This window comes from Vibrio cionasavignyae (assembly GCF_050337155.1).
Classification (GTDB): domain Bacteria; phylum Pseudomonadota; class Gammaproteobacteria; order Enterobacterales; family Vibrionaceae; genus Vibrio; species Vibrio nomapromontoriensis.
Window position 1 is genome coordinate 100,521 of sequence record NZ_JAKJSR010000022.1, and the last position, 24,196, is coordinate 124,716.

At 45.5% G+C, this 24,196-nt stretch carries 22 protein-coding genes and 1 pseudogene; 21 read left to right on the forward strand and 2 right to left on the reverse strand.

Annotation, left to right across the window (positions count from 1 at the left end):
* Window positions 1–130 precede the first annotated feature (130 nt).
* From aspS to L4D74_RS17915, 19 genes and pseudogenes are all read left to right on the forward strand, one after another.
* Window positions 131–1,906 (forward strand): aspartate--tRNA ligase, encoded by a 1,776-nt coding sequence (gene aspS, locus L4D74_RS17825; protein ID WP_428753709.1) that lies wholly within the window; start codon window positions 131–133, stop codon window positions 1,904–1,906.
* Between the two features lie 196 nt (window positions 1,907–2,102).
* Window positions 2,103–2,846 carry a YebC/PmpR family DNA-binding transcriptional regulator gene (locus L4D74_RS17830; RefSeq protein WP_428753711.1) on the forward strand — a complete coding sequence of 248 codons (744 nt, stop codon included), beginning with the start codon at window positions 2,103–2,105 and terminating at the stop codon, window positions 2,844–2,846.
* 3 nt (window positions 2,847–2,849) lie between these two features.
* Complete coding sequence (gene ruvC / locus L4D74_RS17835; RefSeq protein ID WP_250617064.1) at window positions 2,850–3,371, forward strand: crossover junction endodeoxyribonuclease RuvC; 522 nt, start codon at window positions 2,850–2,852, stop codon at window positions 3,369–3,371.
* Between the two features lie 130 nt (window positions 3,372–3,501).
* Window positions 3,502–4,944, forward strand: coding sequence for a methyl-accepting chemotaxis protein (locus L4D74_RS17840; protein ID WP_428753713.1), 1,443 nt, complete (start codon window positions 3,502–3,504; stop codon window positions 4,942–4,944).
* 110 nt (window positions 4,945–5,054) lie between these two features.
* Entirely contained in the window at window positions 5,055–5,675 is a 621-nt protein-coding gene (gene ruvA, locus L4D74_RS17845) for a Holliday junction branch migration protein RuvA (RefSeq protein WP_265675085.1), read from the forward strand.
* Window positions 5,676–5,705: 30 nt separating this feature from the next.
* Window positions 5,706–6,713, forward strand: coding sequence for a Holliday junction branch migration DNA helicase RuvB (gene ruvB, locus L4D74_RS17850; protein WP_428753715.1), 1,008 nt, complete (start codon window positions 5,706–5,708; stop codon window positions 6,711–6,713).
* Between the two features lie 519 nt (window positions 6,714–7,232).
* A complete protein-coding gene (cydA, locus tag L4D74_RS17855) occupies window positions 7,233–8,819 on the forward strand; it encodes a cytochrome ubiquinol oxidase subunit I (protein WP_428753717.1) in 1,587 nt (528 codons plus the stop codon).
* A gap of 15 nt (window positions 8,820–8,834) precedes the next feature.
* Window positions 8,835–9,971, forward strand: a complete 1,137-nt coding sequence (cydB, locus tag L4D74_RS17860; protein ID WP_428753718.1) for a cytochrome d ubiquinol oxidase subunit II — start codon at window positions 8,835–8,837, stop codon at window positions 9,969–9,971.
* Between the two features lie 12 nt (window positions 9,972–9,983).
* Window positions 9,984–10,082: pseudogene (cydX, locus tag L4D74_RS17865) on the forward strand (cytochrome bd-I oxidase subunit CydX); the annotation flags it as partial.
* A 52-nt stretch (window positions 10,083–10,134) separates the two neighbouring features.
* Complete coding sequence (gene ybgE, locus L4D74_RS17870; protein WP_428753719.1) at window positions 10,135–10,437, forward strand: cyd operon protein YbgE; 303 nt, start codon at window positions 10,135–10,137, stop codon at window positions 10,435–10,437.
* A 277-nt stretch (window positions 10,438–10,714) separates the two neighbouring features.
* Window positions 10,715–11,131: a tol-pal system-associated acyl-CoA thioesterase gene (ybgC, locus tag L4D74_RS17875; RefSeq protein ID WP_428753720.1), complete on the forward strand. Its 417-nt coding sequence runs from the start codon at window positions 10,715–10,717 to the stop codon at window positions 11,129–11,131.
* Window positions 11,121–11,807 (forward strand): protein TolQ, encoded by a 687-nt coding sequence (gene tolQ / locus L4D74_RS17880; RefSeq protein WP_428753721.1) that lies wholly within the window; start codon window positions 11,121–11,123, stop codon window positions 11,805–11,807. The genes ybgC and tolQ overlap by 11 nt, the downstream gene beginning before the upstream one ends.
* Window positions 11,807–12,250: a protein TolR gene (gene tolR / locus L4D74_RS17885; protein ID WP_250617072.1), complete on the forward strand. Its 444-nt coding sequence runs from the start codon at window positions 11,807–11,809 to the stop codon at window positions 12,248–12,250. Before tolQ ends, tolR begins: the two co-directional genes overlap by 1 nt.
* A 13-nt stretch (window positions 12,251–12,263) precedes the next feature.
* Complete coding sequence (gene tolA, locus L4D74_RS17890) at window positions 12,264–13,289, forward strand: cell envelope integrity protein TolA (protein ID WP_428753723.1); 1,026 nt, start codon at window positions 12,264–12,266, stop codon at window positions 13,287–13,289.
* A 36-nt stretch (window positions 13,290–13,325) separates the two neighbouring features.
* Window positions 13,326–14,654 (forward strand): Tol-Pal system beta propeller repeat protein TolB, encoded by a 1,329-nt coding sequence (gene tolB / locus L4D74_RS17895; RefSeq protein ID WP_428753761.1) that lies wholly within the window; start codon window positions 13,326–13,328, stop codon window positions 14,652–14,654.
* Window positions 14,655–14,684: 30 nt separating this feature from the next.
* Entirely contained in the window at window positions 14,685–15,206 is a 522-nt protein-coding gene (pal, locus tag L4D74_RS17900) for a peptidoglycan-associated lipoprotein Pal (RefSeq protein WP_265675093.1), read from the forward strand.
* 29 nt (window positions 15,207–15,235) lie between these two features.
* Entirely contained in the window at window positions 15,236–16,021 is a 786-nt protein-coding gene (gene ybgF / locus L4D74_RS17905) for a tol-pal system protein YbgF (RefSeq protein ID WP_428753726.1), read from the forward strand.
* A gap of 189 nt (window positions 16,022–16,210) precedes the next feature.
* Window positions 16,211–17,272, forward strand: a complete 1,062-nt coding sequence (gene nadA, locus L4D74_RS17910) for a quinolinate synthase NadA (protein WP_428753727.1) — start codon at window positions 16,211–16,213, stop codon at window positions 17,270–17,272.
* A gap of 104 nt (window positions 17,273–17,376) precedes the next feature.
* Window positions 17,377–18,423, forward strand: a complete 1,047-nt coding sequence (locus L4D74_RS17915; protein ID WP_428753729.1) for a potassium channel family protein — start codon at window positions 17,377–17,379, stop codon at window positions 18,421–18,423.
* Here L4D74_RS17915 and L4D74_RS17920 read toward each other — a convergent pair.
* Complete coding sequence (locus L4D74_RS17920) at window positions 18,420–20,591, reverse strand: EAL domain-containing protein (protein ID WP_428753730.1); 2,172 nt, start codon at window positions 20,589–20,591, stop codon at window positions 18,420–18,422. The genes L4D74_RS17915 and L4D74_RS17920 overlap by 4 nt on opposite strands.
* Window positions 20,592–20,967: 376 nt before the next feature.
* Here L4D74_RS17920 and L4D74_RS17925 point away from each other — a divergent pair, with 376 nt between their 5' ends.
* Window positions 20,968–22,269 (forward strand): BamA/TamA family outer membrane protein, encoded by a 1,302-nt coding sequence (locus L4D74_RS17925; protein WP_428753732.1) that lies wholly within the window; start codon window positions 20,968–20,970, stop codon window positions 22,267–22,269.
* Between the two features lie 263 nt (window positions 22,270–22,532).
* Entirely contained in the window at window positions 22,533–23,477 is a 945-nt protein-coding gene (locus L4D74_RS17930; RefSeq protein ID WP_428753733.1) for a hypothetical protein, read from the forward strand.
* Window positions 23,478–23,572: 95 nt separating this feature from the next.
* Here the strand turns inward: L4D74_RS17930 and L4D74_RS17935 are convergent, their stop codons facing one another.
* Window positions 23,573–24,142, reverse strand: a complete 570-nt coding sequence (locus L4D74_RS17935) for a UPF0149 family protein (protein ID WP_428753735.1) — start codon at window positions 24,140–24,142, stop codon at window positions 23,573–23,575.
* Window positions 24,143–24,196 lie beyond the last annotated feature (54 nt).

Consider the following 24,196-nt stretch of genomic DNA (forward strand, 5'->3'; position numbering starts at 1 on the left):
AGGTCGATTTTAGACGATTTTCCGAGTATAAATGAACCTTTAATTTTGTATGTGGGTATTGTGGTTGTTTCCATCGCCGCTTCTCGTACAATTTGATTTTAATTAATAATTGGAAATTGGGAAATTCATTATGCGTAGCCATTACTGTGGTCACCTGAACAAGTCCCTTGCAGGACAAACTGTAGATTTGTGCGGCTGGGTTAATCGTCGCCGTGATTTAGGCGGTCTTATCTTTATTGATATGCGAGATCGTGAAGGTATCGTTCAGGTAGTTGTCGATCCAGATATGGCGGATGTGTTCGAATTGGCAAGCCAACTTCGTAACGAATTCTGCATCAAGCTAACGGGCGAAGTTCGCGTTCGTCCAGACAGCCAAGTGAATAAAGACATGGCAACGGGTGAAGTTGAAATTTTGGCGTCTGGCCTAGAAATCATCAACCGTTCTGACGTGCTACCTCTTGATTTCAACCAAACGAATACAGAAGAACAGCGTCTTAAGTACCGTTATATCGATCTTCGTCGCCCAGAGATGAGTGACCGTATTAAGTTACGAGCTAAGGCATCAAGCTTTGTTCGTCGTTTCCTAGATGAAAATGGCTTCCTTGATATTGAAACACCAGTACTGACCAAAGCGACGCCAGAAGGTGCACGTGATTACCTAGTACCAAGCCGTGTTCATAAAGGGTCATTCTACGCATTACCGCAATCACCACAGTTGTTCAAACAGCTGCTGATGATGTCTGGTTTTGACCGTTACTACCAAATCGTTAAGTGTTTCCGTGATGAAGACTTGCGTGCTGACCGTCAACCTGAATTTACTCAAATCGATATCGAAACCTCATTCATGTCGGCTGAGCAAGTTCGTGAGACAACAGAAAAAATGGTTCGCGATATGTGGCAAGAGCTGCTTAACGTTGACCTAGGTGACTTCCCTATCATGCCGTTCTCCGAAGCGATTCGTCGTTTTGGTTCAGATAAGCCTGATTTGCGTAACCCGCTTGAACTTGTTGATATTGCAGACCTAGTAAAAGATGTTGAATTTAAAGTCTTCTCTGGTCCAGCAAATGACGAAAAAGGCCGTGTTGCGGTTATCCGTGTACCAGGTGGCGCATCACTGACTCGTAAGCTAATTGATGGTTACGGTGAGTTTGTTGGCATCTACGGCGCGAAAGGTCTAGCTTGGATGAAAGTGAACGATCGTGCTGCAGGCGCAGAAGGTGTTCAATCACCAGTGGCTAAATTCCTAAGCGAAGATGTAATCAACGGTATTCTAGAGCGCACAGGCGCAGAATCTGGTGACATCATCTTGTTTGGCGCAGACAAAGCAAACATTGTGGCAGAAGCAATGGGTGCACTACGTCTTAAGCTTGGTAAAGATCTAGAGCTCACCGACAACGCAGCGTGGAAACCACTTTGGGTTATCGATTTCCCGATGTTTGAAGAAGATGATGAAGGTAACCTGCACGCGATGCACCACCCATTCACATCGCCTCTAGGCATGACAGCGGAAGAGCTAAAAGCAAATCCAGCAGCGGCAAATTCTAATGCTTACGACATGGTTATCAATGGCTACGAAGTGGGTGGCGGTTCTGTGCGTATTCACAACGCAGATATGCAGTCAGCGGTATTTGGTATTCTAGGTATTGACGAAGTTGAGCAACGTGAGAAATTTGGTTTCTTACTTGACGCTCTGAAGTACGGTACACCACCGCATGCCGGTCTTGCATTCGGTCTAGACCGTCTAGTGATGCTGCTATGTGGCACAGAAAACATCCGTGATGTGATTGCTTTCCCTAAAACAACCGCGGCGGCGTGTCTATTGACGGACGCACCTAGCCTTGCTAACCCTGCATCGTTAGACGAACTTGCGATTGCAGTGAAAGCAGCAAAGAAAGACGCAGAATAGAAAAGTTCTAGCGACGCTGGCGAATACATATAGCCAGCGTGACAGACTTTTGATGACAGTGAATAAAAAATCCCGCTAAGGCGGGATTTTTTTTATTTAATTTAGGTATAGTGAAATAAAGTAAAGGTGTGTACGACGCGTTTCGCGTTTATCCTATTGAATAGAAACCAAATAAATAGAACTCAAAGGATTCCTCATGGCAGGTCATAGTAAATGGGCAAACATACGTCATCGTAAAGCCGCGCAAGATTCTAAGCGTGGCAAAATTTTCACCAAATTGATCCGAGAAATCGTAGTCGCAGCGAAAGAAGGCGGAGCCGAACCTGAGAATAACCCTCGCTTGAGAGCAGCAATCGATAAAGCGCTGTCTAACAACATGACGCGAGATACGGTAAATCGAGCCGTCAGCCGAGGAGCGGGTGGTGAAGGTGATGAAAACATGGAAACCGTCATCTACGAAGGTTATGGTCCTGCGGGAACCGCGGTGATGGTGGAGTGTATGACTGATAATCGCAACCGAACGGTTTCTGGTGTCCGACATGCGTTTTCAAAATCAGGTGGCAATTTAGGCACAGATGGCAGCGTGAGTTATTTGTTTGAGAAGAAGGGCGTAATTTCATACTCACCAGGGCTGGATGAAGATGAAGTGATGGAGGTCGCGCTTGAAAGTGGTGCTGACGACATTGAAACTCATGACGATGGTGCGATTGATGTCTATACCACGCCAGCGGAGTTTGGTCAGGTTAAAGACGCACTAGACTCAGCAGGCTTAACTTCTGTGAATGCTGAAGTGACGCTGGTTCCGTCAACAAAAGCGGAACTGGATATTGATTCTGCGCCCAAATTGTTGCGTTTAATCGACGTATTAGAAGATCTTGACGATGTGCAAGAAGTGTATCACAACGGTGATATTTCAGATGAAGTAGCGGCAGCATTGTAGTTTATGTCAATTATTCTTGGTATCGACCCCGGCTCACGCATTACGGGTTATGGGGTTATTCGGCAACAGGGCCGACACTTGTATTATCTTGGTAGTGGCTGCATTCGAATGTCCGAAAAAGAGCTGCCCGGACGCTTAAAACAAATTTACGCAGGGGTGAGTGAAATTATCACTCAGTTCCAACCGGATGTTTTTGCCATTGAGCAGGTGTTCATGTCGAAGAACGCCGACTCAGCACTTAAGCTTGGGCAGGCCAGAGGTAGCGCGATTGTTGCCGCGGTTAATCACGATTTGCCCGTGCATGAATATGCGGCGCGACTTATTAAGCAAGCGGTAACCGGTTCGGGTGGTGCGGATAAGGTGCAAGTCCAGCATATGGTGATGAGTATGTTAAAACTGGCAGCGAAACCTCAAGCGGATGCGGCAGATGCGTTGGGTGTGGCGATTTGTCATGCCAACACCAACAAAACACTGATTGCATTAGCGGGTAAAGCCACAGGAGCGAAACGAGGACGTTATCGCTAGACGTTGGGGATATTAATAAACTTAACGATAGCTAGCCCACAGTTTCGCTTCAAATCAGAAAAAGCCATTGTTAAATTATTGTTAACTCCTATAATTGGTCCGATGAGTTAAGTCAAAGGACCAAATAACAATGAAAAACAACGTCATATGGCACTACTTTATTTTAGATTCTGATCGCCTACCTCATATTCAACTCAGAAAAGCAGAGATAACCGCTGTATTTGCCATCGTTGCGCTGGTTGTTGGCTTATACAGTGCGATTAAATGGCACGGCAATGGTCACGCGGCGTTGTTTGCCACCTCTGTGGTATTAATTTTCCTTGAATGTCTGTCGTTAGCACTGCTGCGCTGGACTCACGGCATTACCATAGCGCTGAATGTCGGTTTTCTCGGCATGACCAGCCATGCGCTCAACATCATTTATCAAAGTGGTGGCATCGTTGATTCCACTCAAGCATTTTGGGCACCGTTACTCATTGTCGCATTTTATCTATCAGCATCGCGCATCATGGCATTGACGTGGAGTGTGGGGATTGTACTCATCGCTTGTACGTTAACGTATCTGCATACCAGTGGTTATGTCTTCCCACAAATAGCGCTCTCTACCAGTAAGCAAAACATTGAAATCTGGTCTGGAATGATTTTGCCACTACTGGTGATTTGCTTTGCACAAAGTTTTACCTCTAAACAGAAAGAAAGTGCCATTGCTCGTGCAGAAAAAGCCTTACAAGAGAGCGAGGCACAAGGAGAGATAGCCACTCAAGGTCAAGCGAAATTAGATGCCACCTTCGTTGTTGTTAATGAAAGTGTCGAGGAACTCGATGGCGTGATACACCACGTCAACACGCAATCGTCTCAGCTTAAAGATAACGTACAGTCACTCGGACTAAACAGTGCCTCGCAAGCAAGCGCAGCAGAAGAAATGAGCCAACAGTTAGAGCAACTCTCAGCCTTTACTCAAGATTCGGTGGTGTTCATGTCGCAAGTCATGCAACAAACCGAAGCGATAAAATCGCAAGCAGAAAGCAGCAGCGAAATGCTAAACGCATCAACGCAAGCGATCACGAATATAGACAACAGCAACCAAAAAGTGGTGTCGGTGATGGAGCTTATTACTACCGTGGCGGACCAAACCAATCTACTGGCATTAAATGCCGCCATTGAAGCGGCGCGAGCTGGGGAGCATGGGCGTGGGTTTGCCGTGGTTGCCGAACAAGTTAGGGAACTGTCTTCGAAAACCAGTAACTCGGTAGAAGAAATCCGTGCGTTAATTGGTGATAGTCAGCGTGAGATTAATTCTGGTCAGCAGACTATCCAAACGACAGTGACGGAACTCAGTCAAATGATCCAGCAGGTGCAAGTGATCTCAACGGAAATTAGCGATCTAAGTCAATTAGTCAGTCAGCAGAATCAGGCCATTGGCGAACTGGATCAGGCCAGTAGTGAAGTCGCTCATTCGGTGGCGGACAGCAAGTCGGTTGCCGATGATATTCAAATTATTACCGAACAGCTTAATCAGCAGATTAATGAAGGAACCGAGTTGTCAGAGCGGTTACGTACAGTACTCGCTTAAACAGCAAAAACGTCACGATTGGTTCATCTGTTCCCTTCCAAAATAACTGGATACCCATCCAGTTATTCTATATCCTAAGTCCTATTACAAATAGCATGAGAAATTAAACTGTGATAGGACGATTACGCGGAATTCTAGTAGAAAAGCAGCCACCTGAGCTATTGATAGAAGTCGGGGGCGTGGGCTATGAAATTCAAATGCCAATGAGCTGTTTTTACGAATTACCAGAAGTCGGCGAAGAAGCCATCATTTATACTCACTTTGTTGTTCGTGAAGATGCGCAGTTGTTATACGGTTTTAATTCTGTCAGCGAAAGAGCCCTGTTTAGAGAAGTGATTAAAGCCAATGGCGTGGGTCCTAAGCTTGGTTTAGGTATTCTGTCTGGCATGTCTGCGAGCCAGTTTGTTTCTTGTGTTGAACGTGAAGACATTTCTACGTTAGTGAAGCTTCCTGGTGTCGGTAAAAAAACCGCAGAACGCTTGGTGGTTGAAATGAAGGACCGCCTGAAAGGGTGGGGCGCAGGGGATCTGTTTACGCCTGCAACCGATGCCGCGCCAATGGATGGTATGGAGTCGTTGCGCTCAGCAAACAGTGCAGAAGATGAAGCGGTTGGCGCTTTGCTTGCTCTGGGCTACAAGTCAGCGCAAGCGACAAAAGTTGTCTCGCAAGTGGCGAAACCAGGAATGAGCAGTGAAGCGCTTATTCGTGATGCATTGCGCTCAATGGTGTAAGCTTAGTAGCGATTCAATAGAGATAAAAATATGATTGAAGCCGATCGCCTTATAGCCCCAGAAAACCCCGTTTTTAAAGACGAGGATGTCATTGATAGGGCAATTAGACCAAAAAAGTTAGCCGACTACGAAGGTCAGCAGCATGTTAGTGATCAAATGGAGATCTTCATTAAAGCAGCGCAGCTGCGAAATGAACCGTTGGATCACTTATTGATCTTTGGTCCGCCGGGATTGGGTAAAACCACGCTTGCTAATATCGTCGCCAATGAGATGGACGTTAATATTCGCACCACGTCTGGTCCTGTGTTAGAAAAAGCCGGTGACTTGGCGGCGTTGTTGACCAACCTTGAAGAAAATGATGTGTTGTTTATTGATGAAATACATCGATTAAGTCCAATGGTTGAAGAAATCTTGTATCCAGCGATGGAAGACTACCAGTTGGACATTATGATTGGTGAAGGTCCTGCGGCGCGCTCGATTAAGATTGATCTCCCACCTTTTACCCTCATTGGCGCGACGACCCGCGCAGGCTCATTAACGTCACCGTTACGTGACCGTTTTGGCATTGTGCAGCGTCTCGAGTACTACAAAATTGCCGATTTACAGCGCATCGTACAACGAAGTGCCGCGTGCCTTAACTTATCAATGGAACCTGAAGGGGCGCTAGAAATCGCGCGTCGTGCACGTGGTACGCCTCGTATTGCTAACAGGTTGCTTCGCCGAGTACGAGACTACGCCGAAGTAAAAGGTGATGGGCACATTTGTTCGGATATTGCTGATAAAGCCCTTAACATGCTGGATGTCGATCACCAAGGCTTCGACTATATGGACCGTAAGTTGCTGCTGGCCATTATGGAGAAGTTCTCTGGGGGCCCGGTTGGCTTAGACAACCTTGCCGCGGCGATTGGTGAAGAAAAAGACACCATCGAAGATGTCATTGAACCCTATCTAATACAGCAAGGTTACTTGCAGCGAACTCCTCGCGGAAGAATTGCTTCTGATCGAGCCTATTTGCACTTCGGTGTCGATAAATCCTGATTCGTGATTAGTGAAATAACCGACAATTTTAAAAAGTTATTTTTTAAAATTGTCGGTATGCATTAGCATGCGGTTGGTATAGGGAGCATGCTAATTCTTGCGTTGTCACTGATGAATATGTATTTACCTCGTCAATGTGTTTCACTATAATCCCTTACCGCTAAAGGGTTATTTCTTTCTCTCCACCCATTCTCTTCATTTTTTCTCTGTCCCCCAAAATTGTTACAAAAATTAGCTAAAATTGATCTGAATCATTGTGATTAAAGTTCGTACAACTCTCTTGTTGCCTTTATTGATGTAAATCAAAGCATGTTAGTAAATAAATCTTTTGAAACTGAATTAATTTAGCAGTAATATTAGCGCCAGCTATATTAGCGCAAGCTTAACAATTAAATAACCAATCGGTACATATTCGCAACAAGGATGAAGCCAAGTCTCAACAAGTTTAATGTAAATTAAACAGTCGTCCTTGTCGCTTAATATAGAACGTGTCTTTCAGCCGACACAAAAGGAGTTACCATGATAGATGTAGTGGAGCTGTCGCGATTGCAATTTGCACTCACGGCGATGTATCACTTCTTATTCGTTCCATTGACACTCGGTATGGCGTTTCTTCTCGCTATAATGGAGTCTCTTTATGTAATGACCGACAAGCAAATCTACAAGGACATGACAAAGTTCTGGGGTAAGCTATTCGGTATTAACTTTGCACTTGGTGTTGCCACTGGCTTAACCATGGAGTTCCAATTTGGAACAAACTGGTCGTACTATTCTCACTATGTGGGGGATATCTTTGGTGCGCCACTTGCCATAGAAGCACTGGTTGCCTTTTTCCTAGAGTCCACTTTTGTCGGTCTTTTCTTCTTTGGCTGGGATAGGCTATCTAAACGTCAGCACTTAGCGGTAACATGGCTAGTTGCGCTAGGTTCAAACTTTTCTGCATTGTGGATTCTGGTCGCTAACGGCTGGATGCAACACCCTGTTGGCGCAGAATTTAACTTCGAAACCATGCGTATGGAAATGGTCAGCTTCGCGGAAGTGGTCCTTAACCCAGTTGCGCAAGTGAAGTTTGTTCATACTGTTGCATCGGGTTATACCGCAGGCGCAATGTTCGTTCTTGGTATCAGTTCATACTACATGCTAAAAGGCCGCGACATGGCGTTCGCTCGTCGTTCTTTTGCTATTGCTGCCTCTTTTGGTATGGCGTCAATCTTGTCTGTAATCGTACTGGGTGATGAATCTGGCTACGAGCTTGGCGATGTTCAAAAAGTGAAGTTGGCTGCAATTGAAGCTGAATGGCACACGGAACCAGCTCCAGCGGCATTCACTCTCTTTGGTTTTCCTAACCAAGAAGAAATGCACACTGACTTTGCCATCAAAATTCCTTACGTGATGGGCATTATTGCTACTCGTTCTATTGATACGGAAGTAACAGGCCTGCGTGATCTACGTGAAGAGCACGTTGACCGTATCCGTACGGGTATGTACGCCTACGACCTACTTGAAAAACTTCGTGCTGGTGATCGCTCTGACGAAAACCTCGCAGCATTTGATGAAGTGAAGCAAGATCTAGGTTATGGCTTATTGCTTAAGCGCTACACCGACAATGTTGTTGATGCAACTGAAGATCAAATTCAAGCGGCTGCGGATGACTCAATCCCGACGGTTTGGCCACTATTCTGGTCGTTCCGTATCATGGTAGCGTGTGGCTTTATCATGCTATTCATCTTCGGTGCGGCGTTTGTTCAAACTTGCCGTCAAAAAATCAACCAAAAACCATGGTTACTTAAAGCGGCGCTATTTGGTATGCCACTGCCTTGGATTGCAATTGAAGCCGGTTGGTTTGTTGCAGAATACGGTCGTCAACCATGGGCGGTGGGTGAAATACTGCCAACTCATGTTGCCGCTTCCGCGTTAACCATGAGCCAACTATGGACATCATTGTTTGCCATTATCGCGCTCTACACAGTGTTCCTAATTGCTGAAGTTTATCTGATGGTGAAATTCGCTCGTAAAGGACCAAGTAGCTTAAAGACGGGTCGTTACCACTTCGAACAGAATGAAAATTCGGTTGAAGATAAAGTTAGCCGTCAAGTAGAAGCGTAAGCAGGGAGAAAAAGAATGTTTGATTACGAAATCTTACGATTTATCTGGTGGGTATTAATTGGCGTGTTATTTGCTGGTTTTGCTATCACCGATGGTTTCGACATGGGTGTGGGCGCCCTAGTACCTGTGATCGGTAAAACGGATACACAGCGTCGTGTCATGATTAACTCTATTGCACCACACTGGGACGGCAACCAAGTTTGGTTAATTACCGCTGGTGGTGCTCTGTTTGCCGCTTGGCCTCTTGTTTACGCAACGTCATTTTCAGGTTTTTACTTGGCAATGATCCTAACGCTAGCGGCGTTATGGTTGCGTCCACTGGGCCTTGATTACCGCTCAAAAATTGAAGATCCACGCTGGCGTAACACTTGGGACATCGCGATCTCAATTAGTGGCTTCGTTCCACCGCTTATCTTCGGTGTGGCATTTGGTAACTTGCTGCAAGGGGTGCCGTTCCAACTTAACGACTTCATGATGTCGACTTACCATGGTTCGTTTTTTGGATTACTCAACCCATTTGCGCTGCTTTGTGGCTTAGTCAGTGTGTTTATGATCATTTTGCAAGGCTCAACATGGTTGCAAATGAAAACCACAGGCGATGTGCACATGCGAGCACGCAATGTGGCTCAAATGATGGGCCTACTGGTTGTGGCAGCGTTTGTTGCAGCAGGTTTCTGGATTCAAACTCTGGAAGGTTACGTTATTGTTAGCGCGATCGATACCGCTGCCGCGTCTAACCCTCTTAATAAAGAAGTGATCCGTGAAGCGGGCGCTTGGATGAACAACTTCGAAACTTACCCTCTGCTTTGGATTGCTCCAGCGTTGGGTGTTGTGATGCCACTGCTTGCAGTACTCGCATCACGTTTTGAAAAATGTGCATTGGCGTTTGTTTCATCGAGCCTAGCGAACGGCGGTATCATCTTTACCGCAGGTTTTGCCATGTTCCCGTTTGTTATGCCAAGCAGCCTAAACCCAAACCATAGCCTGACTATGTGGGATTCAACATCAAGTGAATTGACGTTGAACCTAATGACTGGCGTTGCGTTTGTTATGGTGCCAGTAATTCTGAGCTACACCGCTTGGACTTACTACAAAATGTTTGGTCGTCTTGATGACAAGTTCATCGAAGATAACAAAAACTCACTTTACTAAGGAGCACATAGAATGTGGTATTTTGCTTGGATTTTAGGTGTTCTTTTAGCGTGTGCTTTTGGCATCATCAACGCATTGTGGTTAGAACACCGCGAAATGATGGATGAAGATGAAGCTGTTGACCAAAGTGGTAAACAGATAAAGAAAGATACGGACAAAGACAGTGAGTAATCTCAACGAGCAGTTTACGAATGCACATAAGTGGCTAGATAAAACCTGGTTAAAGGCCATTGCATTGCTAATGGGGTTTGCACATGTTGGGCTATTTATGTGGCGGCCGGATGCCTATGCAGAACAAATTGGTGGCTTCACGCCACTCCTTGGGCTGGCTTTTGTCCTGTCCTTATGTTCGAGCATGGTCTACGGAGTAGGGTTTAAGCCAAGGCTTTGGGTCTGGCAAATTCTATTTAGCCCTTACATCTCGTTAACTGTGCTGGGTTACTTAACGGTAATGTACGTCATATAAAGATAAAGCCCGAGCTAATGCTCGGGCTTTTGCGTAAATGGAAGCTCGCTTAAGTAGGTAATGGATGTTTTCCCCTTGTGGTACTTTCGAATAGGGCAGTTTTATTTTATAAACGCAAGTGAAACGACAAATCTACTCACAACTTCTTCAGTTAAGTGTAAATTTTCGCACTTTATTCAAAAATTATTGTCAGCAGTAATAACAAACCTATCTTCTTACGTTATATTAAGGCACTTGCGCTATAGTAGGGCGTTGTTGTTTCTAGGAAATTATTAGTTTGATTGACTTACCCTCATATTTTGAGTTCCCGGTCACCGTGTATTACGAAGATACTGATGCCGGGGGCGTAGTTTACCATTCCAATTACCTTAAGTTTTTTGAGCGCGCTCGGACGGAGCTGCTCCGCAGCGTTGGAGTAAGCCAACATGTGTTGTTAGCTGAGCATACCGGCTTTGTCGTACGACATATGGATATCGACTTTGTCCAGGGGGCTCGATTGGATGCCCACCTAACGGTAAAAACCGCCGTTTCAGAATTTAAGCGTGCTTCATTAACCTTTCAACAAGAAATAGTCGACGCGGAAGGTGTGACATTCGCGAAAGCACTGGTTAAAGTAGCATGTATTGATAATGTAAAAATGAAGCCGAAGGCCATACCTTCGTCAATCTTATTGGAGTTAAAACGTGAACGCTGAAATTTCGTTTTTGGACCTTTTTCTACAAGCAAGTTTGCTTGTTAAACTCGTCATGCTGATTTTGCTTGGTATGTCAGTCGTATCATGGGCAATGATCATTAAGCGTAGTAAAGTGTTGACTCAAGCCACCAAAGATTCAGATACCTTTGAAGACCGCTTTTGGTCTGGCGCCGATCTGTCAGTTATCTACCAAGATGTAAAGAAGCGCAAAGATGAACTCTCCGGTACGGAAGAGATTTTTTATAGCGGTTTTACTGAATTCTTACGTCTACGAAAATCCAATGCCGATTCTCCAGCATTTATCATGGAAGGAACAGGGCGTTCTATGCGCGTTGCCGTTGCTCGTGAAGTGGATGATCTTGAAGTAAACCTGCCATTCTTAGCGACGGTGGGCTCAATCAGCCCATATATTGGCTTGTTCGGTACGGTATGGGGCATTATGCATGCCTTTATCGCGTTAGGTGAAGTGAAGCAAGCGACGCTAGCCATGGTCGCTCCGGGTATTGCCGAAGCCTTGATTGCAACGGCGATGGGCCTATTTGCCGCGATTCCAGCAGTAATGGCGTATAACCGACTAAGCACGAAAGTGGGCAAATTAGAGCATAACTACGCCACATTCTCTGAAGAGTTTCATTCTATCCTGCACCGCCAAGCAATGGCCGGTAAGGAACAGTAATGGCAGGCTATCAACCTAAAAAAAGAAAACTGACCGCAGAGATAAACGTAGTGCCATACATCGATGTGATGTTGGTGTTACTGATCATCTTTATGGTGACGTCACCTTTTGTTACGCAAGGGGTTGATGTCGAGCTACCTAAAACGTCAACCGCGAAGCCTGCTTCGGATTTAGCTGGAGATACAGAATCCAGCTTTATCATTGTTGAAGTCGATCGCGATGGGAATTTTGGACTAAGTGTGAACAACGAAGATGTTCAACGCGGGTTAAGCCTTCAAGACATTATAGTCAGAGTACGCGCCGAGCTTTCCATTAACCCTAACTCACCTGTAGCTGTGGGCGGTGATGCCGCAACACCCTATGCAGAAGTGGTTTTATTATTAGATGAATTGAGTCAGGCAGGGATACCAAAAGTTGGCCTACTGACCGATATCAGGGAATAGTCATCGCAGCAGTATGAAGAAGAATAATAAAAAGCAAGCCGCGCGCTACGGAAAGCCAATTACCATTTCTTTATTGGCGCACGTGGTATTGATTGTGGCTTTGCTCTGGGGCACGGATTTCACTATGAAAGAGGCTGAACCAACGGGTATGGTTCAGGCTGTTGTCATCGATCCTGCTCGCGTTCGCCAACAAGCGCAGGAAATTAGAAAACAGCGCGAAACTGCGGCGAAAAAAGAGCAAGATCGATTGGATAAACTGCGCCGTGAGAGTGAGCAATTAGAACGAAACCGCAAAGCGGAAGAAGAACGAATTCGTAAGCTTAAAGTGCAGCAAGCCAAAGAGGCTCAGGCAACACGAGAAGCAGAAAAACGTGCGAAACGCGAAAAAGAACGCGCGGCAAAAGCGGAAGCGGAAAGAAAAACTCAGGAAGCCGCAGTACGTAAAGCTGAACAAGAACGCTTAGCGAAAGAGGCGGCGATTGTAAAGGCTGAGCAAGAGCGCCTTGAACGTGAGAAAGCTGCTAAAGCAGCGCAAGAAAAAGCGCGTCTTGAAAAAGAAGCGGCTGAAAAGGCCGAGCGCCAGCGCATAGAGAAAGAACAAGCCGCGAAAGCAGCAGCAGAGAAAGCGCGTAAAGAGCAAGAACGTTTAAAGCAGCTTGAGCGTGAAAGACAAGAGCAAGAAGCGGCGATGAACGATATCTTTGCCGGGTTGGAAAGTGAGTCGGAGCAAAACACTTCGGCTCGTTCCAAGCATGTCGCGTCTGAATTGCAGAGAATGGGTGCTATTTATACCCAGTTGATTCAACAAAAACTGTTGCTAGAGGACAGTTTTCGGGGAAAGCAATGTCGAGTTAACTTACGGCTAATTCCAGCCGGCAATGGCGCGATTGCTGGTGAGGTAAAAGTGCTCGATGGAGATAGTCGTTTGTGCGCAGCAACGAGACGAGCCATTACACAAGTGGGGACTTTCCCGCTAGCGAAAGAAGCCGACGTAAACGCGAAATTAAAAAACATCAATTTGACTGTAGTTCCAGAGTAAAAGGAAGAGCTTGTGATTAAGCGAATATTAATAGGAATGGCATTTTTGTTTAGCGTTACGACGCAAACCGCGAATGCTGCTTTAGAACTGGTCATTACTGACGGTATTGATTCAGCACGCCCAATCGCCATTGTGCCATTTAAATGGACGGGGGAAGGTAAGTTGCCACAAGATGTCTCTGCTGTCATATCTTCAGACTTGCAGCGCAGTGGTAAATTTAGCCCAGTAGCCACCAGCAAAATGCCACAAACGCCGTATGATGCCGCAGAGATCGATTTTGAATCGTGGACACCAATTGGTGTGGATTCATTGCTGACAGGCACCATTGTGAAGAAAGCTGATGGCAACTACGAAATTAGCTACCAGCTGGTGGATGTGGTACGCGGTCAGTTAACCGGTGGTCAATCAAAAGCACTTAGCGATGATGGTCAATTGGTATTGTCTAATGACCATGTGCTTTTTAAGAAGAAAGCGACCGTTCCAGCGAATCGTCTTCGTGAGTACGCGCACCGAATTTCTGATTTGGTGTATGAAGAGCTGACGGGTGAACGCGGTGCATTCTTAACTCGTATCGCCTATGTGGTCGTGAACGATAAAGATCAGTATCCGTACCAAATGCGTATCGCCGACTACGATGGCTACAACGAAAAGCTTGTACTTCGATCAAAGCAACCGCTTATGTCTCCAGCGTGGTCACCGGATGGAAAGCGTCTTGCTTACGTGAGCTTCCAAAACGGTCAAGCTGAAATCTTCATCATGAATATCTACACCGGTAAACGTGAAAAGATTACGTCATTCCCTCGTCACAATGGTGCGCCAAGATTCTCCCCTGATGGTAAATCACTAGCGCTTACCTTGTCGAAAACAGGGCAACTGCATGTATATACGCTGAATCTTGAAACAAGGAAATTACGCCAAATAACTAGTGGTCGGTCAAATAATACAGAGCCGTACTGGAAACCAGGTGGAAATTCCCTTATTTTTACGTCGGATAGGGGTGGTAACCCTCAGATTTATGAAGTAAATTTGTCTGACGGCAAAACAAAACGAATCACATGGCAGGGTAGTCAGAACCTTGGTGGGCAGATCACCCCCGATGGTCGTTACCTAGTGATGGTTAATCGTTCTAACTCTGGATTTAATCTTGCAAAACAAGATTTAGAAACAGGATCGGTACAAATCCTCACGAAAACACTGCTGGATGAGTCACCAAGCATCGCACCCAATGGTGGCATGGTGATATATAGCTCTATCTATAACAAGACTAACGTTCTTTCAATGGTTTCTATTGATGGACGATTTAAAGCTAGACTACCGGCAACAAACGGGCGTGTTCGAGCGCCTGCATGGTCCCCGTTTTTGTAGCAACTAAAATTTTAGGTTAAGGAAAAAACAATGCAATTAAACAAAGTTTTTAAGGGTTTGCTAATCGCACTACCAGTACTTGCTATGACAGCATGTAGTTCAAGTGACGACGCAGCATCTTCAACTGGCGCGGAAACAACGAATCAACAACAAGAAACAACCGTTGTGACTCCTATTGATCAAAACGCACAACTTTCTGAGCAAGAAATGAAAGAAAAAGCGTTACGTGAAAACCAAACTATCTACTTTGCGTTTGATAACTCAACAATCGCAGGTGATTACGAAGATATGCTTGCAGCACACGCCGCATACCTAAGCAAAGACGCAGCACTTAAAGTGACTATTGAAGGTCACGCTGATGAGCGCGGTACTCCAGAGTACAACATCGCACTGGGCGAGCGTCGTGCACAAGCTGTTGCTAAATACATCCAAGCACTGGGTGTTCAAGCGGATCAAATCTCTATCGTTAGCTACGGCGAAGAGAAACCATTAGTTCTAGGTCAGTCTGACGACGCTTACGCGAAAAACCGTCGCGCTGTTCTAGTTTACTAATTTAAACGGCCACAGAGGTATTCACCTTTATGACAAGTAACATTAAGCGAGCAGTTACGCTTACGTTACTAGCCGGCGCAGCGAGCTCAGTGCTCGCTGCGAAAGCACCGGTTACCGACTTGAGCACTGCAACATCATCATCAGCGACGGTTGCGTCTGTTGCATCAGCACACGCGGCAACCAACGAAACTGATATTCAACGTTTGGAGCGTTTGCTTCAAAACCGAAATCGAGTGCAAGCGCAAATGCAGCAGCAGCTCGATGATATGACACACGAAATTTCCACGCTGCGTGGTGAACTGGAACGAAATAGCTACAACATGGACCAAATGGTTCAGCGTCAGCGAGAGTTGTTTATCGAAATTGATAAACTTCGTTCCCAAGCCAGCACCGCCGCGGCTGTGCCTGCCGCTAAGGCCGCAGAATCAACGGGTAAATTTAGTACTAATGTTGATGAGCAAACCGCTTACCAAAATGCGGTTGATCTGATTTTGAAAAAACGCGACTACGCGGGCGCTATTGCCGCTTTCAAACAGTTCCAAAAAGACTTTCCCGAGTCTACGTTTGCACCTAATACCCATTACTGGCTAGGTCAGTTGTATTTTGCAAAGCGTCAAGACAGCGAAGCCGAAGCAAGCTTTAAAGCGGTACTGGCGTTTAAAGACTCCAACAAGCGTGCAGACGCCTTAGTGAAGTTGGGCGATCTAGCCAAGCGCGGCAACAATGCCACACAAGCGAAGCAATACTACCAACAAGTCGTGGATGAATATCCCGCTAGCTCTTCAGCTAAAGTCGCCAAGTCTAACTTAAAATAGGCGTCGCCTACGTAAGTGCCTAAAAAAAGAGAGTTCAACGGAGCTCTCTTTTTGCATCTATCTTAGAATTGCGTTGAACGCTTTGTGAACTATCGAAGCCATCACTGATATTCCCGCCATAACTTTGTTCTCTGGCGCATATCCGTGTACAATATCCGGATTATTTGCAAGTAGCATAGAGCACCCGCTATGAGCCACATCTTAGACTCAATTGATACAATCTACCCATTCCCTCCAAAGCCTGTTGTATTGACGGACGAGGAGAAAGCACAGCATATTGCAACAATTAAAGCTTTGTTGCAGGAAAAGGATGCTGTCCTTATTGCCCACTACTATACCGATCCTGAAATCCAAGCATTAGCGGAAGAAACCGGCGGATTTGTCGGTGACTCTCTAGAAATGGCCAAGTTTGGCAACCGCCACTCAGCCTCTACGCTGATTATTGCTGGCGTTCGTTTTATGGGCGAATCTGCAAAGATTCTCACCCCAGAAAAACGCATATTAATGCCAACCTTAGAAGCGGAATGTTCATTAGATTTAGGTTGTCCTGAAGACAAGTTTTCTGCGTTTTGTGACGCGCACCCTGACCATACGGTTGTGGTTTATGCCAATACCTCCGCTGCGGTAAAAGCACGCGCAGATTGGGTAGTGACATCCAGTATTGCTCTGGAAATTGTTGAGCACCTAGACGCGGAAGACAAGCCAATCATTTGGGGACCAGACCGTCACCTAGGCTCTTACATCGCCAACCAAACCGGTGCCGATATGCTGTTGTGGCAGGGCGAGTGTATTGTTCACGATGAATTCTCGGCAAAAGCACTAAAAGACATGAAGTCGGTTTACCCAGAAGCGGCAATTTTGGTGCACCCAGAATCACCAGCAAGCGTGGTTGAACTTGCGGATTGTGTAGGTTCTACCAGTCAGTTAATTAAAGCAGCGAAAGCGCTACCAAATAAGCAACTGATCGTCGCGACCGATAAAGGCATTTTCTTTAAGATGCAACAATTGGTGCCAGAGAAAGAGCTGATTGAAGCACCAACGGCGGGCGCTGGCGCCACGTGTCGTAGCTGTGCGCATTGCCCTTGGATGGCAATGAATGGCTTAAAAGCGATTGAAAGTGCATTAACCGAAGGCGGCGAAGAGCACGAAATCTTTGTTGATGAAGCCGTTCGCGTGAAATCACTGATCCCGCTTAACCGCATGCTTGATTTTGCTGAGCAGTTGCAATTGCAGGTGAAAGGCAACGCGTAGCTGTCTTGTGATGGGTAACGTGCATTTTATAGAAAAAAACCAGCCTATTGGCTGGTTTTTTCATATATGCTTATAACCATGTTGTGATGCAAATAAGGAATGTTGTGGTTATCTGGTTACAGCTTAGAAAGTGGCTACACTCCCACCTGTTTGAACTCAAATTAAGAAGCCTTGCCACCATACTTTGCGTGTATGTTGGGTTATCTTGGCTAGGGCTTTGGCTCAGTGGCGAAACGGATCTGACGTTACCCATTTCTCAGTTTGTTTATTTTATGATTGTCACGGCTTCAACAGTGGGATACGGCGATCTTTCTCCCAGTACGGAAGCAGGGCGATGGGTGACGGTACTGTTTATTATCCCTGGGGGACTGAGTTTATTTGCGGCCTTGCTCGGTAGACTTGCCACACTCGGGCTAGATTATTGGCGTTCAGGACAACTTGGCAAAAGGACAGTAAAAGTGGACCAACACATATTAATTTTGGGCTGGAACGGCCAACGCACCATGCATTTGATTCGAATGCTTCAACACGAAGAAACCGGACGCAGGCCCATTGTGTTGTGCAGCCGTTCTGACATAGAAAACCCATTGCCGGGAGAAATTGACTTTGTAAAAGTGAATAGCTATACGGATGGGCGTGAAATGGAGCGAACCAATATAGAGCAGGCAAGCTGCATTTTGATTGATAACCCAGAAGATGACATCACGCTGTCTGCGGCGTTGTATTGCGCCAACCGAAATCCGACGGCGCACCTTTTAGTGTATTTTAAAGATGAAGCGTTAAGCGAGCTCTTAAGGCAGCATTGCCCTAACTCCGAGTGTATCCCAGCCGTTGGAGCCGAAATGTTGGCAAAAGCCGCGGTTGACCCGGGCTCGAGTGCATTGCATCAAGAGCTGCTCAGTTCGACCCGTGGCATGACACAATATTCCACCCGCTATCCACAAACCGCCTCTGAAACGACGGTTGAAATGGTCTTTCATTGGATGAAGCGAGACTATCAAGCCACATTAATCGCCATAGATGATGGCGATGGTATTGCGTTAAACCCTGATTTAACCTCGCCAATTCATGCTGGTTGCAAACTTTTCTATATTGCCGACGAACGTATTGATGACTTTTCGTGGCAAGCGCTTCAGTCGTTCAAGCCTTAACCACCACAGATTTCAATTAAGAAGTTTGCTAGCGGTCTTGGCTTGGCCACACCATAGCCTTGAGCATACGTGATATTGAGCGTTTCCAAAATATCGATATGCTGGGGGCTTTCGACGAACTCGGCAACGGTTTCAAGCCCTAGCTCTTTTGCAACCACGCTGATTGAGCTAACAATTAGCCGATCACTTTCACTGTTTGGTAAATCTACGACAAACTCGCCATCTATTTTAAGAATATCCAAAGGTAGTCTGCGTAAGTAAGAAAAGCTAGCGTAACCAGTACCAAAATCGTCTAAGGCAATCTTCGCGCCGGCTTTTCTTAGTGTGCTAATGGTCTCAATCGCTTGCTGCTCATTTTGCAGTGCCGCCGACTCAGTGATTTCGAAGCAGATTTTGTCCAATGGAATGTAAAACTTGTCTGCCATTGCGATAAGGTCTTTCGCCAACGAAGCGTTATTTAAGGATTTAGCCGTTAGGTTAATGGCGCACTTTTCAATTTCTTCCCAGTTGTCGACGCTGTCATTGAGCATTTTAAAAGTGTTGCATACTACCCATTTATCAAGGCGTGTTTCCAAACCAAATTGGCCGATAAGTGGGAAGAATTCGGCTGGAGTTAGTACATTACCATCGCTATGCTTAACTCGGACAAGGACTTCAAAGCAGTGTTGTTGTGAACTTTTCTCAGCAAGGTTGAGGTAGGGCTGACAATAGAGCTCAAACTGGTTTTCTTTGAATACCTTTTGAATATAACTTAGCTTATCCACGCGTCCTTCTAGTAAAGGGATATCTAACCAATTCAGACGAATATCCACCAAAGATGGCTGATCACATAGGTGAGAGACCAGATCTTTGATGTTCATATCTTTAGTGACTCTAATACAATGCAGCGTTGGATCGACAAGGCTAATCGATGTGCCATTCCAATAAAACTGAAAGTTATCTAAATGATCAGATAGATTGTGAAGGTTACGATCGGTTCCGTCGCTGTATGTACTAAAGCCTAAAATGCCTAAAGAAAACGGTGGTCTATAGCAGTGACCTACGTCATGAGCATTCTTTAAGTGCTTATGTAACTGTTGAATGAGTTTCGCTTTACCTTCATGACCAATGTCACCAATTTTAGAAAGGGTAGGTGTGATGTCAAGGTAGATGAGCAACGCCCCTTCTTTGTCTGCAATATCCTCTTGTAATTGAGTAATATTTAGTAACCCAGTGTACGGGTCGAGACGCTCCGAGCGGATTTGCTTTTGCATTATCTCGTGATTGCGTAACACAGAGGTGGCCAGTAGATAACTCAACATAATGATAATAAGCATGATGAGCAAGAAACCATAAAAGTTACTATCAAGCACTAATAGCGTGTTCACCCTGTCTATGTTGATGAAAAGAACCACTAATGAAGTAAACGTGCCGATAGCAAGGGGGACCAATAGTCCGTGTTTGCCAATGCCGGATGCAACAATGATAAAAGCAGCGAGGCAAATAAATGTCAGCTCAATATTATTGGTAAAAGCAATGCCAAGTAGCACTGGGATCAGGCTGAACGCTAACCACAACTTAAAACTCACATCACTTCGTGTAGATAGGCGGATTTCTCTGTCGAGTCGTAGGTAATTGTTATTTGACTTCATGCTAATAAGTGCAGCCAATAGCATGAGTGCTGGTGCTAAAGTGAGCAATGTAATTGAATTGCCCAGCATGGAATACGCCATGAAGCCGGCTGAAATATGCTCTTTTTCGGTAAAGTAGCTGATTGCCAGTGATTTCGTCGCATTGAGTACAGGAAATAGCATCCCAAACAGAGAGAAATAAGTGAACAGCAAAGATGATTTCAAGCCATGGCGGTTTCTTTTTCTGTACTGGTTATAAATACTAGATACCAGATAGGGAACTGAAGGGATGGAGATAGCAAAAATTAATGCGGTTGATAGATCTCGTCCGCTGTACAGATAGTAGCTAACCAATGCAGCAAATATGGCGGGAGCGGCCTTCCAACCATATCTCAAAAAACACACTACCATCGTGGCAGTGACAAATGAGATGACGTGATAGCTTTCAAACTCAATGGCGAAAAATGATGAACAAAAATAGCTGACTAAAATCGCGGAGAAAATCTTCAACGAAGGCGATAAAGACTTTGTTAGTAACTTGCGATTTGAATGCCCCATGATACGCTCCAGAAGATACAGTTATGCTTGTATGGAAGATTGGCATTCTATAATAAATACCAATCATTTAGTTAGCCATTGAGGTGATTTAATCCTTCAACACCCTATATTTTAATCAACTGACAATAGGGTGTTTGCAATAGGAGATAGGACAACTTTCATTCGTCCGGTTTTTATTGTCACTCTATTCATCATTAGCTAGATTTCCGGTTTCTCAGCTATCCAGACAGAGCCTGAGTAGTAACGTGTAATGATAGCCACTACCAATATAAAAACCCAAAATATAACTTGATACAAATACCCATTCTGTTTATTATGCGCCCGTTTTTAATAATGAATGAACGTTCATTCATTCGCTTCTGGAATCATTAAATCTATGCGCGTACTTTCTTCGATTGTTTCTGTTACTTTGCTTGCTGGCGCAGTTTCTGCTCAGGCAGATGAGACAATTGCCATTCCTTCTTATGCACAACTGGCTATCGATAAAGCGTCGATGGAGTTTGAACCGGATCTCGCAGTCGCTGAGAAAACCGTTGAATCTTATGATCAAGCCGTGGATCGCCTAAAGGACGAGCCAGACAGTGACCGCTACGACGACACCATCACCGATTTAAAATACGGCAAAAAACATTATCAAGAAATTAATGGCATGCCGATGTTTAGCTTTTTAGGTGGCCCGGCTTATACACCGGAGCAAGGTCTGCTGGTGGCTGCAGGGGGCTTGTACTCCTTCAAAACTACTCGCGAGCAAGAGCAGCTACAGCGTTCGAGTGTGTCGATGTTTGTGATTGGCAACTATGTTGACTCAGAAGTGGGCTACGGACTGCGCGCCAGACACTCTTTATTTTGGAACAATAACGATATCCAATTTCAAGGTGCATGGAATGCGGGCACACAAAGTAAACACTATTGGGGTGTTGGCTACGATGCTGCGCAAGATTTTGAATTTGGTGACGTCACTCAGTACAAAGCAACCGTGACCAATTATGAAGGTACATTAACGTTTCGCGTGCATGATAACTGGTTCGCAGGCCCTGCACTGCGGGTCAACTACTTTAAGCCAACAACAGAACCTGGTTCGGCGCTGTTAGATGAAAACTTCGCGCAATTTAAAGACAAGCCATTCACTTGGGGGCTTGGTGCCACCTTACAATATGACAGCCGCGATGTGGCGGTGAACGCATGGAATGGTTCGTTCTTCCGTACCGAAGCTCTCACCTATACGCAAGCGTTGGGTAGCCAGGCTGACTATCAGAAGTTAGATGTTGAATTCCGTCACTTCTATAGTGTTGAAGAGGGCCGCGTAATCGCATTGCTAAGCCAATACAAACAAGCGTTTGGTGATGTCCCTTATTATGATATGCCGGAACTTGGCGGTGCTAGCTCTATGCGAGGCTACTATCAAGGCCAGTATCGTGACCGTGTGACGGCTGAAGTTACCGCTGAGTATCGCCATACCTTCCGTCGCAGTGGTGGCGGCTTATCTGCTCATGGTATGACGCTGTGGAGTGGTGTAGGCGCGGTGGGTAATTCTGCGGAAGACTTAGCCGGGCACGCCATTCTATCTTACGGCGCAGGTTATCGTTACGAGCTGCAACCTAGAATGAACATCCGACTCGACTTAGGCATGGGTAAGCATGGCGCAGCGTTTTACTTTAATTTTACCGAAGCGTTTTAATTTCACAGAAGCGTTTTAACTATACGGATGCGTTCTAACGATGCGGATGCGTTTAAACTTAACAGATGCGCTTAAAGCGCTCACAAGTCATGCCTAATGAGTTGTTAGGCATGACATAGGCACTTGCTCGCTTTTTCGATTAAGTGCCTCAGTTATTTACCTGCCTCACTTATATATAACGTTGCTGATCAAGCACTTTGTTAAGTGAGGAGCTTATGGCTTCTTGCTACCAATATTTAACCCCTAACACTGGAACACCTATTTTGATTAGATTACTAACCATTATGATAGTGCTTTGCACTCATACCGTATTAAATACCGTTAAGGCTGCAGGCAGTGAGTTAATAGAACAAGTCGAAAGAGAAAAAAGCCAAGCGCACTGGAGCGGCTTACCGATTTGGGGGGAACAAGTTCGTGAAATGGGATATGAGTTACCTATTCCTGTTGGTTTTGGCGTTTACATGAACTCGCAGGATGTGGAATACATCGCGACCGATGACTTTAAAATTGACGCGACAGGTGGCGTGCTGGGCGGCTTTGGTAAGCCTGCTCACTACGTGGTGCCGGCTGATGATGTTGCTATCAAAGGAACCGATAAGAGCGTTCAATTGCGAGCCGATGCTTGGGTATTTCCATTTCTCAACATATATGGCTTGGCGGGTTATACAGAAGGCAATAAAGAGATCAGTGCTGACCTATCGAATGCGACTCGCAATGGCAAACCATTTGGCGTGCCCGCGACCATTCCAATCAATATTGAGTATCAAGCCTACAACCTTGGAATTGGTGCCGTCATCGCCACACAAATCGACGTAATTGAAGGCATCAATCCTATTATTATCACTGCAGCGGGTGCCGTGACAAACGCTTGGACCACCACTACCGACAGTACTATTTTGACTAAAATTGGGTCGTTGCGAGTAGGGCAGCGTTACGATGTGCCTTATGGCAAGTTGGCATTGCTATTGGGTTATCAGTATCAAAGTATTGAACAAAACGTCACGGGCAGCTTAACCAATTTACAAGTGGGAGGGATTAACCTCGCGGATGAACTACAGTTCGACGTAGATTTAAAAAGCAAAGAAACCTCCAACATGTCACTGGCGGCGGTGTATGATTTTGGCTATGAAAAAGAATGGAATTTAATGGCGGAATATAGCTTTCTCAATTGGAATCAGCTGATTTTGGCAGTAGGCTATCGATTTTAGATTCTAGAGTGTGGCTTCTAGGGCGTAGATTGTCGTAAATAGAATAAGCGCGTTGTATTACGCGCTTATTTTTGATTAAAGCCATGGTAGTTTGATTATTGCTGCTCAGCTAACACCGCGCCTTTTTGCGTAATACCACACAGCATGACAGGCATTGCATTAAAGATCTCTTCGAACTGCTCTAGCCCTTCAATACCTTGCGCTTGCAGCGTAGTAATGGAGGTTTCAGGATCAAACAGCATGCTCAGTGACAATAAAACACCACCTAATAACGCATTGTCTTCACTGTTTTCCGGCATTAAGGTTTCCCAGTCATCACGCGCTAACTGCCAACCTTGTAATACCCCTTCACAGAAATCTTTTGTCTGCTGAGTAACAATTTCTTCGTCGTCTAACTGGCAGCCTTCTGGCCAAACCCACTCGCCATCAAGTAGCGCTGGACGGTAAGTATTCCACAACTCAATCACCGCATGCGCGTAGCTTTCTAGCTGCTCGCCAGAGGTGAACGGTGCTACTTCTTCACCGCCCCATAAGAACGGCAACCACTCTTCTGGAGGTAAGGTGTGAGGAGCAGAGGCCATGGATGCAACGAAACCTTGAGTTTGCGCTTCGTTCAAAAGTTTTCCATCGAGCTCAGGAAGGGAAAGTATGTCTTTTAATGCCAAAATGATTTACCGTTAAGATGTAAATGATAGCTAATAGTAACAAGCTATCGGCTG

Excerpts from the sequence above, each read along its gene's own strand:
- L4D74_RS17925 (WP_428753732.1), top strand. The coding sequence starts at position 20,968 with ATGCGCGTACTTTCTTCGATTGTTTCTGTTACTTTGCTTGCTGGCGCA.
- tolR (WP_250617072.1), top strand. The coding sequence starts at position 11,807 with ATGGCAGGCTATCAACCTAAAAAAAGAAAACTGACCGCAGAGATAAAC.
- cydB (WP_428753718.1), top strand. The coding sequence starts at position 8,835 with ATGTTTGATTACGAAATCTTACGATTTATCTGGTGGGTATTAATTGGC.
- cydA (WP_428753717.1), top strand. The coding sequence starts at position 7,233 with ATGATAGATGTAGTGGAGCTGTCGCGATTGCAATTTGCACTCACGGCG.
- L4D74_RS17920 (WP_428753730.1), bottom strand. The coding sequence starts at position 20,591 with ATGGGGCATTCAAATCGCAAGTTACTAACAAAGTCTTTATCGCCTTCG.
- ruvC (WP_250617064.1), top strand. The coding sequence starts at position 2,850 with ATGTCAATTATTCTTGGTATCGACCCCGGCTCACGCATTACGGGTTAT.
- ruvB (WP_428753715.1), top strand. The coding sequence starts at position 5,706 with ATGATTGAAGCCGATCGCCTTATAGCCCCAGAAAACCCCGTTTTTAAA.
- ybgF (WP_428753726.1), top strand. The coding sequence starts at position 15,236 with ATGACAAGTAACATTAAGCGAGCAGTTACGCTTACGTTACTAGCCGGC.
- nadA (WP_428753727.1), top strand. The coding sequence starts at position 16,211 with ATGAGCCACATCTTAGACTCAATTGATACAATCTACCCATTCCCTCCA.
- pal (WP_265675093.1), top strand. The coding sequence starts at position 14,685 with ATGCAATTAAACAAAGTTTTTAAGGGTTTGCTAATCGCACTACCAGTA.
- L4D74_RS17830 (WP_428753711.1), top strand. The coding sequence starts at position 2,103 with ATGGCAGGTCATAGTAAATGGGCAAACATACGTCATCGTAAAGCCGCG.
- tolA (WP_428753723.1), top strand. The coding sequence starts at position 12,264 with ATGAAGAAGAATAATAAAAAGCAAGCCGCGCGCTACGGAAAGCCAATT.
- tolB (WP_428753761.1), top strand. The coding sequence starts at position 13,326 with ATGGCATTTTTGTTTAGCGTTACGACGCAAACCGCGAATGCTGCTTTA.
- aspS (WP_428753709.1), top strand. The coding sequence starts at position 131 with ATGCGTAGCCATTACTGTGGTCACCTGAACAAGTCCCTTGCAGGACAA.
- L4D74_RS17840 (WP_428753713.1), top strand. The coding sequence starts at position 3,502 with ATGAAAAACAACGTCATATGGCACTACTTTATTTTAGATTCTGATCGC.